Source organism: Microbulbifer agarilyticus S89 (genome assembly GCF_000220505.1).
Classification (GTDB): Bacteria; Pseudomonadota; Gammaproteobacteria; order Pseudomonadales; family Cellvibrionaceae; genus Microbulbifer; species Microbulbifer agarilyticus_B.
Map to the genome: position 1 here is coordinate 74,491 of NZ_AFPJ01000052.1, position 15,281 is coordinate 89,771.

Below are 15,281 nucleotides of genomic sequence, written 5' to 3' on the forward strand. Positions count from 1 at the left end.
TGGGTTAGGCGCCACACTTGCCTTCGCCACATTTACCTTCTTTCTTTTTACCTTCGCCGCACTTACCTTCGCCGCATTTACCTTCTTTCTTTTTACCTTCGCCGCACTTACCTTCGCCGCATTTACCTTCTTTCTTTTTACCCTCTTCGCCGCACTTACCTTCGCCGCATTTACCTTCTTTTTTCTTGCCGTGGTCATCAGCAAGTTTCAGGTTGTAACCGGCGGTCAGCTCAGTTGCAGTGAACGGGTTTGCAGCAGTGGATACGCTGAGGGTCGCGGAGGCGATAAAAGCAGCACCAACGGCCGCAGCGAGAGGCAGATTTTTCTTGTTCATGACGGATCTCCTGATCTTGTACCAAAATTTAAGGCTCTTCACGCTCGCGGCGCGAACACCCCGCTCCCGGATTATAGTTTCCCGTGAATGGGTTGCCCTCAAAGTCAGACCAGCGGTTCACAATTTGAGTTCAATGCCCTTTGTCGAGGCGATCAAAACTGTGAACTTGGTCCACCTAACCGCGTTTTCCTTAGCGGCTATCCATTAGTCGCCCTGCCGATTCGCTTCTTACACAGGGCAGCCAAGTTTTTTTGGTACAACGCTGTCATGCAGTGCTGGTGCACAAAAAAACACCAGGACAACGGCTCACCCCTGAATTTCTGACCAGATCTTGCGCAATCGTTTGATGGAAACCGGCATCAGGGTTTTCAGAGTTTGCGCGAATAGCGAGACGCGAAACTCCTCGAGCATCCAACGGTATTGCTGTATCCCCGGGTCACCAGACAGCAACTGCGGGTCGCGGCCGGCGGCAAAGTCCTGGTAGGGCTCGCTGGCCTGCTGGAACTCGCCGCTGAGCTTGCGATCGCGGTTCGGGTCCAGCGCGGCCTTCTCCAGGCGCAACTCGATCCCTTTCAGGTAGCGGCCATACTGGCGCAGCCACTCGAGCGGGGTGTGGAACAGGAAACCGCGATAAAACAGCCCGGCCAACTGGTTGTTGATATCACCCACGGCCATGGCGACGGCAAGGTTTTTCTGTTGTTTGATTTTTTTCCGCAGGGGCACCAGTTGCGCCAGCGCCTTGACTAGCAGCTCGCCAATTTCCTGGGCGATGGCGATCAGCCGTTCGCGCTGCTCCAGTGCCTGAACAAACTCGCGCTCGCTGCGGGGCCATTTCTCATCCGCCCAGAAACACTCCCGCGCTGCGGCCATCAGGATATCGTCCGCCACCTCTTCGCGACGCCCCAGGTCAGCGGCGCTCAATCCCAGCTCTTTGCCCTTGAGCAGTTCTTTGCGCAGATATTTCACCGGTTCTGGCAGATGCAGTAACGCGAGGCGGCAAATGCCGGCGCGGGTGAAGCGCGCCGCTTCATCCGGGTTGTCCAGCAGCTTCAGGTCGACACTATCTTTGTTGGCGATCAGTGCTGGATACGCCCGCACCTTCAGGCCGCCCTGATCCAACTGGTGGGTGTGCGGCAGGTCGCCGAAATCCCAACGGGTAATACCCACGCGTTCGAAATCGTCGCCGGCGCTGGCGAGCTCCTGCTGCACGCGATCGCGATAGCGCGCCTGCAATTCCGCCAGGTCCCGGGCCTGATCCAGCAAACGGCCGTTCTCATCCAATACCTGAATATTGAAACGATAAAAGTCCTCGACAGCCTGCTCGGCAGACACCCAGGCGTCCTCTGGCAGATCCTGCGCAGTCTGGCGCTTCAGCTCATGGGCTAGAGCTTGCCATAGGGGCGTATTGCCCGGCTGCATGCTGGGCAAGGCTTTATCCACCGCGGCCGGCACCGGCACAAAGTGTTTGCGGTATTGCTTGGGCAGGTTTTTCACCAGGGCGATGCATTTATCCCGCAATATACCGGGCACCACCCACTGCAGGCGGGCCGCAGGGACCTGGTGCAGGGCACCGACCGGTACCTGGATGCTCACACCGTCGTCGACACTGCCCGGCTCAAAGTGATAACTGAGGGGATATTCAATGCCCCCGCTGGTGAGGGAGTCTGGGAACTGCGCCTCGCCCACATGCCCCGCATCCTGCTGCATCATCAGCTCGCGAGGTATGAACAGCAGCTGTGGATCTTTCTGCTCTGCCTGTTTGCGCCACTTTTCAAACCCTGCCAGGTTCACAATATCCGCAGGCACGCGCTCGTCAAAAAAGCGGTACACCACCTCGTCATCGACCACGATATCCCGGCGGCGGGATTTCGCCTCAAGATCTTCCAGCTCTTCCAGCAGCTTCTTGAAGTGCCGGAAAAATTTGCCCTTGCCACGGTAACGCTGCTCCACCAGGGCTTCACGGATAAACACTTCGCGCGCGGTCACCGGGTCGAGCTTGCCGTAATGGATGCGCTGCTTGTCCACCAGTACCAGGCCGTACAGCGTCACCTTCTCGAACGCCATGACCGCGCCGGAGCGAGGATTGTAATGGGGCTCAAAATAGTTGCGCTTTACCAGGTGCTCGGAGCAGCCGAGCACCCAGTCTGGTTCGATTTTGCCAACGGTGTGTGCAAACAAACGGCTGGTTTCCAGCAGTTGCGCGGCCACCAGCCAGCGCGGCGGCTTCTTGAATTGCCCGGACCCGGGAAATACATGAAAGCGGCGGTTGCGACAGCCAAGGAATTCCTTGTTTTCATCACGCACACCGATATTGTCGAGCAGCCCCGGCAGGATCGCCTTGTGCACACTGGCGTAATCCGCGGGCTCTGAATTCATTTTCAAATCCAGATCGCGAATGGCCACCCGCAGCTGGTGGTGGATGTCTCGCCACTCACGCAGCCGCAGCCAGGACAGGAAGTTTTTCTGACACCACTTGCGTAGCTGGTTCTGACTGAGTTCCTGGCGCTGGGCTTCAAAGCCATCCCACAAATTCACCAGGGTGAGAAAATCGGATTGTTCGTGCAGCCATTGCTTGTGCTTTTCGTCCGCTGCCTGGCGCTTCTCCGCCGGGCGTTCGCGTGGGTCCTGCACTGCCAGCGCGCTGACGATAATCAGCAGCTCACGCAGGCTCTTGGTGGCACCGGATTCCAGCAACATGCGCCCCAGTCGCGGATCCAGCGGCAAGCGCGACAGCGCACGGCCCATTTTGGTGACCGCGCCCTTGCCATCCACCGCTTTGAGTTCCTGCAGCAGGTTATAGCCGTCATTGATCAGGCGCTGGTCCGGCGGATCGACAAATGGGAATTCGCGGATATCGCCGATGCGCAGCTGCAGCATCTGCAGAATGACCGCGGCCAGATTTGTGCGCAGGATTTCGGCATCGGTAAATTCCGGACGCTGAACAAAATCGGTTTCTTCATACAGGCGAATACACACACCGGCACTTACCCGGCCACAGCGGCCCGCGCGCTGATTGGCACTGGCCTGGGAAATAGCTTCCACCGGCAAGCGCTGAATCTTGCTGCGATAGCTATAGCGGCTGATACGTGCGGTACCCGGATCAATAACATAGCGGATACCGGGCACGGTGATCGAGGTCTCGGCCACGTTGGTGGCCAGTACAATTCTGCGCCCCTTGTGCGGTGCAAACACGCGGCTCTGCTCGGCCAAGCTCAGGCGGGCGTAGAGTGGCAACACATCAATATGCGGCAGCTGTGCGTCGCGCAGCGCCTTGGCACACTCGCGAATTTCTCGCTCTCCACTCATAAATACCAGAATATCGCCGCCGCGACGGGGGGAGGCTTTTTCCTCTTGCAGTAATTCCTCGACCGCTTCGATTACCTGCTGGTTCAGATCCGCATCGCTATCGGCAGGTGGGCGGTAGTGAATATCCACCGGATAGGTACGCCCGGAGACTTCGATAATCGGCGCATCATCGAAATGCCGCGAGAACTTCTCCAAGTCAATGGTCGCAGAAGTAATGATAAGTTTGAGGTCGGGGCGCTTGGGCAGAATGGTTTTCAAATAACCCAAGAGAAAATCAATGTTCAGGCTGCGCTCGTGCGCCTCATCGATAATCAGCGTGTCGTAATGATTGAGCAGCGGGTCCCGCTGAATTTCCGCCAGCAGAATACCGTCGGTCATTAACTTGATGTGGGTATGCTCGGTACTCTGGTCCGTGAAGCGCACCTGGTAACCGACGGAATCTCCTAAAGACTGCCCCAGTTCTTCGGCAATACGGTTGGCCACGGTGCGCGCGGCGATTCGCCGGGGCTGGGTGTGGCCGATCTGCCCAGAAATGCCACGCCCCAGTTCCAGGCAAATTTTGGGCAACTGGGTGGTTTTACCCGAGCCTGTCTCACCGGCCACCACCACAACCTGGTTTGCCGCAATCAACTCGGCAATTTCCTCGCGGCGGGCCACCACCGGCAGCCCTTCGGGCCACTCGACCTTGGGCAGTTTCTGTTTGCGCGCCTCGACCAATGCCACCGATTCTGCCAACTGACCCTGCAGCTGGGCCAGCATTCGGTCCACAGGTTTGCCCTCTTGCAGGCGCCGCCGCGCGTTATTCAGGCTGCGCTTCAGGCGATAGCGGTCGCGCCCCATGCACTGCGGCAGCAACTGTGCGCACTGCTGGATTACGGACTCGGGGCTCGGTTGGCTGGGGGATTCGGAACTCATGAAACCGCTTAATAGAGTGACTGTTTGTTCAGGCCCCTGAGGCGGCCTGATTAGCAAGCGGGACATTATACCCCGCGGATACCCGCTGGGGACTCCCAGCGCCTCTTCTTAGAATTGCGCCCGTCATACCTGTCCTATACTCAAGCGAAAGGCGCGTATTACCACCGCGCTCGACTATCGTGCAGACCAGCTCGCCGCGTACCTGCGGCCACTTCGAGGAGCCTCCATGCAAGACCTCAAGCCAAGACCCCCAGCCAGTGCCGGGGAGATGATGGGACACCCCAAGGGGTTATACCTCCTGTTTGGCACCGAGATGTGGGAACGCCTCAGCTACTACGGGATGCGCGGCATCTTCGTGTTCTACCTGACCTCGGCGACCACCGCGGCGGTATTTGGCTGGGAGGCACTGTCGCAGTCGGAGTTGCAGTCCAAGGCGCTCAGCTACCTGGGCTGGTACGCCATGCTGGTGTACCTGACGCCCATCATTGGCGGCTGGATGGCAGACAACAAATGGGGCCAGCGGCGCTGCATCATGTTTGGCGGCGTGCTGATGATGCTCGGGCAGTTTGCCCTGGGCTTCCCCCACAGCTGGCTACCGGACGGTACCGAGATCTACATGCTGTGGCTGGGCCTTGCCCTGATGATCCTCGGCAACGGCTTCTTTAAGCCCAACATCTCCACCATGGTGGGGGACCTCTACGAAGAAGGCGACAAACGCCGGGATACCGCGTTCACTATTTTCTATATGGGGATCAACTTGGGTTCCATTCTCGGCTATCTGGTTATCGGCTGGATCGGTGAGAAAGTGGATTACCAGCTGGCCTTTTTCTGCGCCGGCCTGGGCATGCTTCTGGGCCTGATCCTGCAGGCTACCCAGTCAAACAAGCTGCTCGGTGAAATCGGCAACCAGCCGTCCGCCAAACTCGGCCTGAAACCAAACCTCGGCGATGCAGAGAAAAAGCGCCCACTGACTCTGGAAGAGCGCGACCGCATCAAGGTGATCCTGATCCTGGGCCTGTTCACGGTGATTTTCTGGGCCGGGTTTGAGCAGGCGGCGGGTTCGATGAACCTGTTCGCCAAATACAATACCGACCTGCATATTTTCGGTTTTGAGATTCCCGCGAGCTGGCTGCAGATGGTCAACCCGTTGTTTATCATCATCCTTGCACCGGTGATGGCGAGTATCTGGGTAGGGCTCGGTTCCCGCGAACCGACCTCGCCAGCAAAGTTCAGCCTCGGGCTTATATTCCTCGGCCTGGGCTTCGTTTCCATGGTGGGCGCGGCGCTACAGATCGGTGACTCAGAAACCGCAAAGGCGAGCCCGTGGTGGCTGGTAGCGGCCTATATCTGTCACACCATTGGTGAGCTGTGCCTGTCGCCCATTGGCCTATCCATGGTGACCAAACTGGCTCCGCTGCGCTACCTCAGTGTCATGATGGGCCTGTGGTTTGCGTTTATTGGCATTGCAAACAAGGGTGCGGCGGAAATCGGCAAGCTCGTGGGCGAAACCGGGCCGCTGGCGACTTTTGGCGGGGTGGCAATCGCCGCGATTACCGCCGGGATTATTCTGTTCTTCATCCGCGAAAAACTGGTGGACTGGATGCACGGTGCGGAGGAAGAGAATACCGAAATCAAGGAGACCGTGGATAAAGAAGTGGGCATTACCGCGGACCACGATATTGCGCCACAGAAAAAGTTTGGGGAGTAACCTCAATCCGGAAACTTCTACAGTGGCGGCAAAGCACTGGGTGGAAGTTTTCGGGACCGCTGTGAATACATCCCTGTACGCTGCGTCGGCGACGTCCCTGTCGCCGACGCTCCCGAAAACTTCCACCCAGCACTTTGCCTTCAGTCGACTGTAATTACTCCGATCAACGCCCTTTCACCAGATAGGCAATCGCCCTATCCAACCCCTCAATAGTCATCGGATACATCTGGCCATTGACGAGTTTCTGGGTCATAGCGGTACTGGCGGTGTACTGCCAGTATTCTTCACCGGTGGGATTGAGCCATACCAGCTTATCGTAAGTATCGGTTACCCGCTGCATCCAGGCCGCGCCAGGTTCCTCATTCATATGCTCAACGCTGCCGTAGCGGCTGGTGATCTCATAGGGAGCCATTGCTGCGTCACCCACAAAAATTACTTTGTAATCCTTGCCGTAAGTCCGCAGTACCTCTACCAGCGGTGTGGATTCTGAATAGCGACGCTGGTTGTCTTTCCACACATGCTCGTACACAAAATTGTGGAAATAGAAATACTCCAGATGCTTGAACTCACTGCGGCAGGCAGAAAACAGCTCCTCGCACTGTTTGACGTAGGGGTCCATAGAGCCACCCACATCAAAAAAAATCAGCACTTTTACCGCATTGTGACGCTCGGGTACCATCTGGATATCCAGCAGGCCGGCATTGCGCGCGGTTGAGCGAATGGTGTTATCCAGATCCAGTTCTTCCGCGGCGCCACTGCGCGCGAACTTGCGCAACTTGCGCAACGCCACCTGGATATTCCGCGTGCCCAGGCTGACACTGTCATCCAGGTTGCGGAACTGACGCTTTTCCCACACCTTGGATGCAGATTTATTGCGGCTCTTGCCGCCCACGCGGATACCACCCGGGTGATAACCGCTGTTGCCGAACGGACTGGTGCCGCCAGTGCCGATCCATTTGTTGCCGCCACTGTGGCGTTTCTTCTGCTCTTCAAGACGCTTCTTGAATTCTTCCAGCATCTTCTCGAGCCCACCCATGGACTCGATCTTGGCTTTTTCCTCGTCACTGAGCTGTTTCATAAACTCAGCGCGCAACCAGTCTTCCGGAATCATCTGCTCCAGAATGTCGTCGAGGGATTCCAGATCCTTGAAGTACGCGGCAAAGGCACGGTCGAATTTATCAAAGTGCTTCTCGTCTTTGACCAGACAGGTGCGGGCGAGAAAGTAGAAGTCATCGAGGTTGGCATACACCAGACGCTGCTGGAGCGCTTCCAGCAGCGACAGCAGCTCGGTGATAGACACCGGGAGCTGGTGGCGACGGAGGTTTAAAAAGAATCCAATGAGCATGGTTTCGCTCTAGCGGCCTTCGCGACGCGCCATAAATGCCAGACGCTCCAGCATATGTACGTCCTGCTCATTTTTCAGCAGCGCGCCATAAAGTGGCGGAATCGCCGAGCTGCCATCGCGGTTTTTCAGCACATCTTCTGAAATATCATCCGCCATCAACAGCTTCAGCCAGTCGATCAGCTCGGAGGTAGAAGGTTTTTTCTTCAGCCCCGGTACGTCTCGGATCTGGAAAAACACATCCATTGCCTCTGCCACCAGCTGTTGCTTGATGTCCGGGTAGTGCACATCCACGATTTTTTGCATGGTGGCACGATCGGGGAAGCTGATGTAATGGAAGAAACAGCGGCGCAAGAAGGCATCCGGCAACTCCTTCTCATTGTTGGAGGTAATAATGACAATCGGGCGGTGCTTGGCCGTGATTGTCTCCCCGGTTTCGTAGACAAAGAATTGCATACGGTCGATTTCCACCAGCAGGTCGTTGGGGAATTCGATATCCGCCTTGTCGATTTCATCAATTAGCAGCACCACGCGCTCGTCGGCCTCGAAGGCCTCCCACAACTTACCCTTCTTGATGTAGTTGCCGATGTCGTGCACCCGGTCCACCCCCAGCTGGGAGTCGCGCAGGCGCGATACCGCATCGTATTCATACAGGCCCTGCTGCGCCTTGGTGGTGGACTTGATATGCCACTGGATCAGCTTCAGCCCCAGGCTACTGGCCACCTCTTCCGCCAACAGCGTCTTACCGGTGCCTGGCTCCCCCTTGATCAGCAGAGGACGCTGCAGGGTTACCGCCGCATCGACCGCCATCTGCAGGTCGTCTGTGGCCACATAGTTGTCGGTACCGGTGAATTTCATGTCTACTCCGAATGCCTGAGAATCGTAAGTATCCATGGTAAAGGAAGCCCACGGGGGGCCAAAGGCGGAATCGGTCAGATTGGATGACAGCAGCGGCCGCGCCCGGGCAAAGCGCGACCAAGAATTAGATATCAGTCAGGAATACTGGGTTCAGGCTGCCTCGGTGCGTCGACGGCGCACCACCTGACGGCCCTTGTCGGTGATGTACCAGCGAATGCCCAGGTGGCTGTGAATCTTGCCCACCATCTCCAGCACCAGCAGGCTGTTCAGGGCGCGCGCCACGGAGTTCGTCTCCATATTGCCCTCCTGCACCATGCCGGCCAAAGAGCGGAATACGCACTCGCCGCTGTTCAGCAGGTTCAGTACATGCAGCGCGTTGTCGTCGAGCTTGCGGATCTGGTTGAAATCCAGGGTCGGCCCCTGATCCGGATCCCCTTCAATCTCGTGCTCCAGCAGCGGCATGATTTCCAGCTGCATAGCGCGGATTTCCTGCTCGAGATTTTCCACGCGGGCACGGGCGATACTGGCGTCGCGCAGCTGGCGACGCGCGGCATTAAACACGAACATGCGCGAAGCAATGGCGGCGAGCAGGCAATAGCCGGTAAAGATCAGCAGCCGGGAGGGATTTCCCTGAATCTCGATCAGCAGGTCGCTCTGGGTGAACTTCAAAAAGATCGGCACCATTAACGCGCCGCACAGCCCCATGATCAGGCAGCGTGCCAGGCCTGCGGGATCCTCTTCGGTAAACAACATCTGGTAATAATTGACCAGGCCCCCGAGGATTCCGGAGACCAGCATTACGGCGGTCAGTATAAGGAGGTGATCGAGCATCCCTGTCCCTTCATTCCATGCACAGTAAACGCCACGACAGGCACTTTTTGTGATTGTTAAGAACGATATGTTTAGCTGTTTTACGACGGGCTTTAGTAGATATAGCAGCTAGCAGCAGGGACGGCCCAGACGAGCCAAGGGGAAAGAGGAACTTTGCGCCAGTAACCGCCTGAGGTACAGACTGGCGCACGCATTGGGATATACGACGTCAGTACTGGTCACTTTCCGTCATGGGTCGGTCTTTGCGGCGTCGCAACATCAGTTTGATAATCCCGACAACCAGCATCACCGCAAAGGCTCCAGCGGCGGCAAATACCAGGCTGGCAGAAACTTCCGGCGTGGCGCCCTCTTCCTCAAACAGAGTTTGATACACAAATAACGGCAATAGTGGTACCAGCGGGCCATCGGCCATTTCACCCCGCGCCGGCACCAGCAACACAGTTGCCGCTTCCAGCAAAATCAGGTTGCGCACCCAGGACCACCCCCAGTTCCGCATAAACCACCAGCCTGCCGCCAGTAGAACGACTACCCCAGCGGCATACACGGCCCAGGCTAATTTGAACTCTTCCACGATTTCTCTGCTCTTGTTATTACTGCCAACGTCGTGCACCTTGAAACGGAATTATCCAGTCACAGATACACGCTAAAAATCTTTTATCGCGCGCTTCGCCGGTGCGGTATCCGACTATTCATCATCGATCTCTTCATCACAGATCTATCCATCTGCGACCTAGTCATCTCCAACCCAGGTAACGATGTATTCCTCGTAGTCTTCCACATCTACTTCGGTTTCGCTGATGACTTTGTCACGCACCGATATACCCGCGCGATGGACCGACTCGGGATCACCGGAAACCAGTGGGTGCCAGTCGGGCAGGTCACCCCCTGCGGCGAGAATGCGATAAGCACAGGTTGCCGGCAACCAGGTAAAATCCACCGCGCGCTGGGGCGTCAACTGGGTACAGCCCGGCACCTGCTGCATGCGGTTAGCATAGTCTGTACAACGACAACTGTGGCCATCCAGCAACTTGCAGGAAACACAGGTCGTGGCGACTTCCCCGGTCTCTTCATCCTGCAGCCGGTGAAGACAGCAGCGCCCGCATCCATCGCATAACGACTCCCACTCGGCGTCCGTCATCTCCGCGAGGGATTTTCTTTGCCAGAACGGCCGCTGACTTACCACGATTGCTACCTCACCAGCATGAATGAATGTCAGCCGCGAGACAGCTTGCTGTTCTGTGCTGCAATCGCCCGCATTTCATCGTCCACCACCGGCGGCATTTGCAGGTAGAAACCCTGCTCCTGCAGCTGCTTGATAACCGTCTCGGCTTCGGCACGCGCCAGAGTGCGCTCCGGGGTCAGGATCAGGGTCGTGACATGTACCGGTTCGCCGAACAGTTCCTGCAGTTTGTCTGGCACACGCGCCAGCCCTTCCTGCTTTTGTACATACAGATACATTTCCTGTTCCCGCGGGCTGCGGTAAATATCGCACAGGAGCTTAGTCATACATCTAACTCTTTCAATGCCTGCAGTAACGGCTCACCCACTACTGCACGGCGCCAACCAGTAAGGCGCCCTTCCAATGTTGGTTGCTGGGCCTGCACCAGCACTTCCAGCTCTTTTTTGCGCACCAGAATTTCGGGAGGCAGCCCCGCCGCTTCCGCCAGCTCGGTAACCTTTTTACGCAACAGCTTGAGGATCTCGCCCTGTTCGCGGTTCAGTGGCTGTGGCAGTCGGGCGGGCAGGTCCTCGCGTTCGGCCGCAGCAGAAATAATTTCCAGCAATGTTTCGCCATAGCGCCGTAAGGTTTTTCCTTCGAGCCCTGGCTGTGCCAGGGTAGCCAGGTACTTGGGCATATGCTGGGCCAGCGCCATGCACACATTTTCTTTGATCAGGTGGTTGCGCGGCATATCCCGCGCACGGGCCTCGCGCTCACGCCAGGCACACAGGTCCTGCAACACCGCAAGCTGGTTCTGGCGCAGGCGCCAGGCACCTTTTACCTTGCGATAATACAGCGCAGGCGGTTCAGGCTGACGCGCGGCAGCCACCATGGCTGTACAATCTTCCCAGAGCCAGTCGAGACGGTCCTGCTCGCGCAAGCGCTTTACCAATATGCCATACACCAACGGCAACCACACCACATCCAATGCGGCATAGTTTTTTTGCGAATCACTGAGTGGCCGTTGCAGCCAGTCGGAGCGGGTTTCACTTTTCGGTAAATCGATCTGCAACAGCTGGCTTACCGTGGCTGCATAGCCCAGGCCCGCCCCCATGCCGCTGATTGCCGCGGCGATCTGGGTATCAAAAATCGGGTCTGGGATTACACCGAGCAGGCGCTCCAGAGTTTCCAGATCCTCACTGCAGGAGTGCATGATTTTCACCACGCGCGTGTCTTGCAGCAATTCTTTGAGGGGCACTAAATTGTCGATCGCAAGGTTATCGATCAGGTAGCAGTGCTTACCATCACCCACCTGCACCAGCGCCGGCTGTGGATAAAAGGTGCGGCTGCGCATGAACTCGGTATCCAGCGCAATGGCACTCTGGGTGCGCCAGCGCGCACACAATTCCGCCAACTGCTCATCGCTGTCGATCCAGATCGGTGTGGCATCAACCAGCTGCTTGCTTTCCGCACTGAATGACTCAGCGTTAAATAAATCCGCCATTTACAGCACCGTCCGACTGTTGAAGGCGTGCGCCAGGGTGCCGCCATCAATGTATTCCAGCTCACCACCGATGGGGACCCCGTGGGCGATGCGACTGACCGCCACCCCTTTGGCCCGCGCGCGCTCGGCAATAAACTGGGCGGTGGCCTCGCCTTCCACGGTGGGGTTGGTGGCAATGATCAGCTCGCGAATCATCGGCTCTTCTGCGCCCGCTTCACTGTTTTGCGTTTCCCCCAGGCGTTCGCCGAGTACATCGAGGCCAATATCCGCAGGTCCCACGCCATCAATAGGCGACAGGTGCCCGTGCAATACAAAGTAGAGGCCGTGATAGTTACCCGCCTGCTCAATCGCCAGCACATCCGCCGGGGTTTCCACCACGCACAGCAGCGTATGATCGCGGCGCGCGTTGTTGCACAGGGCGCAAACTTCCTGCTCGGTCAGGGTACGGCAACGGCTGCAGCGGCCGACTTTCTCGACCGCCTGCTGCAACGAGCTGGCGAGCAGGCCCGCCGCGTCGCGGTCTTTTTCCAGCAGGTACATTGCCATGCGCTGGGCGGACTTGGGTCCAACCCCGGGCAGGCAGCGCAGTGCGCGAATCAGGTCTTCAATCAGGGGGCTGAACATATTTCTTGCTTAAACGTAAAAAGGGCCCGCTGCGGGCCCGGCAAAACTTGGGGACATCAAAACCGGCTAGCGAGCTTTGCCTGAGGCGCGGTCAACCAGCACTATCAACCAAACGGGAACTTGAAGCCTTCCGGCAGGTTCATGCCTGCACCGAGGTTACCCATCTGTTCTTTCTGCACTTTCTGCACCGCTTCTTCAACGCGACGCACGGTATCGTTCACCGCCGCGGCCAGCAGGTCTTCGAGCATTTCCTTGTCTTCACTCATCAGGCTTGCATCGATTTTCACATCTACCACATCGTGGCGGCCGTTCATGGTGACCTTGATCATGCCAGCTCCGGATTCCCCGGTTACCCGCAGGTCACCCAGCTCTTTCTGCATTTTTTCCATGCGCTCCTGCATGTCGGCCTGCATTTTCTGCGCCTGCTGCATTAAATCGCCGAAACCTTTCATCATGGCAATTACCTATTTTCCACTTACTTCATTAATTCGTTTCAAACCGGTGAGTTACCCAGACTACACGCAGTTACCCCAGGTACTCGACGGAGTCTGGCACCAGCTGTGCGCCCAGCTCCGCTTGCAACTCCTGCACCAGCGGATCCTGGTTCAGGGAATCGCGGGCAGACAGCAGCTGGGCTTCCTTGGTTGCCGCAATCAGTTGCGCCGGGGTACCGCCATAGACATCGCCCACCTGAATCTGCACGGTGACTGGCTGACCGAAAAAATCACTCAGCACATCGGCGAGACGGCGCTGGTGCCCCTCGTCGTACAGACTGCTGCGAGTCTGGTCGAGAGTAAACGACAGTATATTGTCCTGCCGTCCCAGTAACTCCAGGTTGGCGGCAATGGAGTGCAGGATACCGGTCACCCCCATTTGCGGGTACATGGCCGGCCAACTTCCCGGGGTAAGCGCTTCCAAACGCGCGGCGGATGTCGACGCCTGCTCAGAAGCTTGCTGCTCACGCTCACTCACTGGTGCCGGGGTTTCTGGCTGCGCAACCTGTTGGGGGGGCGCGGACTGCACCTCGGCCACCTGCTGACGCAAGCGTTCCCGCAGCGCCGCACGCTCATCCAGCCCGGTGTCCGGGTGTGATACCGGAGCCGTTACCGCAACCGGTTGCTCGACCGCCTGCTCAACAACAACCGCTTCTTGTACATTGGTTTCTCGTACGTCGGGCTGAACTGACTGCTCGATTACGGGCTGCTGGGCTACAGGCTGGTTCACCGGAGGCTGCGGTGCCACCACTGGCTCCGGTGCCGCCTCATGCACAGGTTCGGCTACCGGGGCACTGACCTGAGGCTCCGGGGCGAATTCAGGAGCGGGCTTTTTTCCCGCATCATGCATTACCTCCTCGGAACCAGGCCCCGCCTGGGGCTCAACATCCCAGGGGGGTGCATCATCCACCTGCGGCTGTGGCTGCTCTGCTGCCGGTGGTTGCTGAGAAGGTTGCAGAGAAGGTTGCCGTGCTGGCTCTACGGGCACTTGCTGATTCGGGGCCGGACTCGAGGTCTGAGCCGCGAGTTGTGACGAAGGTTCAGCCGAACGCTGCTGAGGTGCCTGTTGGGCCTGTTGTTCGTTGGCACCAGCAAGCGGCGCGGTTGGGATATGCGCAACGCCCTGCGGTTTGAATGCCAGCATGCGCAGCAGCGCCATTTCAAAACCACCGCGTGGATCCGGCGCCATAGGCAGGTCGCGGCGAGCGAGCAACGCCATCTGATAAAACAACTGCACATTTTCCCCGGCCATGGATGCCGCGTGGTGCTGCAGCAATTCAGCGTCGCCAAGCGCGTTGTCAATGGATTCCGGCAGCACCTGGGCAATGGCAATACGGTGCAGAATGGAGGCCAGCTCTGCCAGCGCAGCGCTGTAATCTGGCGCCTGCTCAGAGAGCTCGCCCACGGTAGCAAACAGCGCAGACGGGTTTTCGTCGGAGAGTGCCCGCACCAGCTTCCACACCAGGGTGCTGTCGAGGGTGCCGAGCATGGCGCGCACTTCTGCTTCGCTGATCTTGCCGCCACCAAAGGCAATGGCCTGATCGGTCAAGCTCATGGCGTCGCGCATACTGCCATCGGCCGCGCGACCCAAATGCCACAGGGCCTGTTCTTCAAACGGCACCAGCTCTTTTTCCAGTACAAAGCGCAAGTGCTCAACCACCCGCTCCGGACTCATATTCTTGAGGTTGAACTGCAAGCAGCGCGACAGTACCGTCACCGGTAGTTTCTGCGGATCGGTGGTGGCGAGCAGGAATTTGACGTGGGGCGGCGGCTCTTCCAGGGTTTTCAGCAGCGCGTTGAACGAGCTGTTGGACAACATGTGCACTTCGTCGATGAGGTACACCTTGTAGCGGCCCCGGGTCGGCGCGTACTGCACATTCTCCAGAAGCTCCCGGGTGTCTTCGACCTTGGTGCGCGAGGCGGCATCCACCTCGATCAGGTCGACAAAGCGCCCGTCGGCGATTTCGGTACAGACAGAGCACTGACCGCAGGGTTCTGAGCTTACGCCGGTTTCGCAGTTCAGACACTTGGCGAGAATCCGCGCAATGGTGGTTTTACCTACCCCGCGCGTACCAGCAAATAAGTAGGCGTGGTGCAGACGGTTGTTATCCAGGGCATTGATCAGCGCCTGAAGCACGTGCTCCTGGCCCACCATTTCCCGAAACAGCCGCGGCCGCCATTTGCGTGCCAGTACTTGGTAACTCAT

13 protein-coding genes are annotated in these 15,281 nt (G+C 57.9%); 1 reads left to right on the plus strand and 12 read right to left on the minus strand.

Annotated elements, in window-relative coordinates; all coding sequences use genetic code 11:
* Window positions 1–4: 4 nt before the first annotated feature.
* Complete coding sequence (locus tag AS89_RS0115490) at window positions 5–334, minus strand: HvfA family oxazolone/thioamide-modified RiPP metallophore (RefSeq protein ID WP_010133634.1); 330 nt, start codon at window positions 332–334, stop codon at window positions 5–7.
* Window positions 335–640: 306 nt separating this feature from the next.
* A complete protein-coding gene (gene hrpA / locus AS89_RS0115500; RefSeq protein ID WP_010133637.1) occupies window positions 641–4,555 on the minus strand; it encodes an ATP-dependent RNA helicase HrpA in 3,915 nt (1,304 codons plus the stop codon).
* Between the two features lie 226 nt (window positions 4,556–4,781).
* On the opposite strand from hrpA, the gene AS89_RS0115505 reads away from it, so the two are divergent.
* Window positions 4,782–6,263 carry a peptide MFS transporter gene (locus tag AS89_RS0115505; RefSeq protein ID WP_029250087.1) on the plus strand — a complete coding sequence of 494 codons (1,482 nt, stop codon included), beginning with the start codon at window positions 4,782–4,784 and terminating at the stop codon, window positions 6,261–6,263.
* A gap of 163 nt (window positions 6,264–6,426) precedes the next feature.
* Here AS89_RS0115505 and AS89_RS0115510 read toward each other — a convergent pair whose 3' ends face one another.
* The 10 genes from AS89_RS0115510 to dnaX all read right to left on the minus strand — a co-directional run bounded on the left by AS89_RS0115510 (window position 6,427) and on the right by dnaX (window position 15,281).
* A complete protein-coding gene (locus tag AS89_RS0115510; protein WP_010133639.1) occupies window positions 6,427–7,608 on the minus strand; it encodes a vWA domain-containing protein in 1,182 nt (393 codons plus the stop codon).
* Window positions 7,609–7,617: 9 nt separating this feature from the next.
* Window positions 7,618–8,463 carry an AAA family ATPase gene (locus AS89_RS0115515; protein WP_010133640.1) on the minus strand — a complete coding sequence of 282 codons (846 nt, stop codon included), beginning with the start codon at window positions 8,461–8,463 and terminating at the stop codon, window positions 7,618–7,620.
* Window positions 8,464–8,613: 150 nt separating this feature from the next.
* On the minus strand, window positions 8,614–9,294 hold the full coding sequence (locus AS89_RS0115520; protein ID WP_010133641.1) for a YEATS-associated helix-containing protein: 681 nt from the start codon (window positions 9,292–9,294) through the stop codon (window positions 8,614–8,616).
* A gap of 208 nt (window positions 9,295–9,502) precedes the next feature.
* Window positions 9,503–9,865 carry a hypothetical protein gene (locus AS89_RS0115525; protein WP_100169411.1) on the minus strand — a complete coding sequence of 121 codons (363 nt, stop codon included), beginning with the start codon at window positions 9,863–9,865 and terminating at the stop codon, window positions 9,503–9,505.
* Between the two features lie 159 nt (window positions 9,866–10,024).
* Entirely contained in the window at window positions 10,025–10,477 is a 453-nt protein-coding gene (locus AS89_RS0115530; RefSeq protein ID WP_029250088.1) for a YcgN family cysteine cluster protein, read from the minus strand.
* Between the two features lie 29 nt (window positions 10,478–10,506).
* Window positions 10,507–10,800 carry a YcgL domain-containing protein gene (locus AS89_RS0115535; RefSeq protein ID WP_010133645.1) on the minus strand — a complete coding sequence of 98 codons (294 nt, stop codon included), beginning with the start codon at window positions 10,798–10,800 and terminating at the stop codon, window positions 10,507–10,509.
* Window positions 10,797–11,957 (minus strand): ribonuclease D, encoded by a 1,161-nt coding sequence (rnd, locus tag AS89_RS0115540; RefSeq protein ID WP_010133646.1) that lies wholly within the window; start codon window positions 11,955–11,957, stop codon window positions 10,797–10,799. The genes AS89_RS0115535 and rnd overlap by 4 nt, the downstream gene beginning before the upstream one ends.
* Window positions 11,958–12,581 carry a recombination mediator RecR gene (recR, locus tag AS89_RS0115545; RefSeq protein ID WP_010133647.1) on the minus strand — a complete coding sequence of 208 codons (624 nt, stop codon included), beginning with the start codon at window positions 12,579–12,581 and terminating at the stop codon, window positions 11,958–11,960.
* 104 nt (window positions 12,582–12,685) lie between these two features.
* The gene (locus AS89_RS0115550) at window positions 12,686–13,033 is read right to left on the minus strand and encodes a YbaB/EbfC family nucleoid-associated protein (protein ID WP_029250090.1); all 348 of its coding nucleotides are present in this window, start codon (window positions 13,031–13,033) and stop codon (window positions 12,686–12,688) included.
* Between the two features lie 73 nt (window positions 13,034–13,106).
* Window positions 13,107–15,281: a DNA polymerase III subunit gamma/tau gene (gene dnaX / locus AS89_RS0115555; protein WP_010133649.1), complete on the minus strand. Its 2,175-nt coding sequence runs from the start codon at window positions 15,279–15,281 to the stop codon at window positions 13,107–13,109.

Excerpts from the sequence above, each read along its gene's own strand:
- AS89_RS0115490 (WP_010133634.1), bottom strand. The coding sequence starts at position 334 with ATGAACAAGAAAAATCTGCCTCTCGCTGCGGCCGTTGGTGCTGCTTTT.
- hrpA (WP_010133637.1), bottom strand. The coding sequence starts at position 4,555 with ATGAGTTCCGAATCCCCCAGCCAACCGAGCCCCGAGTCCGTAATCCAG.
- AS89_RS0115505 (WP_029250087.1), top strand. The coding sequence starts at position 4,782 with ATGCAAGACCTCAAGCCAAGACCCCCAGCCAGTGCCGGGGAGATGATG.
- AS89_RS0115510 (WP_010133639.1), bottom strand. The coding sequence starts at position 7,608 with ATGCTCATTGGATTCTTTTTAAACCTCCGTCGCCACCAGCTCCCGGTG.
- AS89_RS0115515 (WP_010133640.1), bottom strand. The coding sequence starts at position 8,463 with ATGAAATTCACCGGTACCGACAACTATGTGGCCACAGACGACCTGCAG.
- AS89_RS0115520 (WP_010133641.1), bottom strand. The coding sequence starts at position 9,294 with ATGCTCGATCACCTCCTTATACTGACCGCCGTAATGCTGGTCTCCGGA.
- AS89_RS0115535 (WP_010133645.1), bottom strand. The coding sequence starts at position 10,800 with ATGACTAAGCTCCTGTGCGATATTTACCGCAGCCCGCGGGAACAGGAA.
- rnd (WP_010133646.1), bottom strand. The coding sequence starts at position 11,957 with ATGGCGGATTTATTTAACGCTGAGTCATTCAGTGCGGAAAGCAAGCAG.
- recR (WP_010133647.1), bottom strand. The coding sequence starts at position 12,581 with ATGTTCAGCCCCCTGATTGAAGACCTGATTCGCGCACTGCGCTGCCTG.
- AS89_RS0115550 (WP_029250090.1), bottom strand. The coding sequence starts at position 13,033 with ATGAAAGGTTTCGGCGATTTAATGCAGCAGGCGCAGAAAATGCAGGCC.
- dnaX (WP_010133649.1), bottom strand. The coding sequence starts at position 15,281 with ATGAGTTACCAAGTACTGGCACGCAAATGGCGGCCGCGGCTGTTTCGG.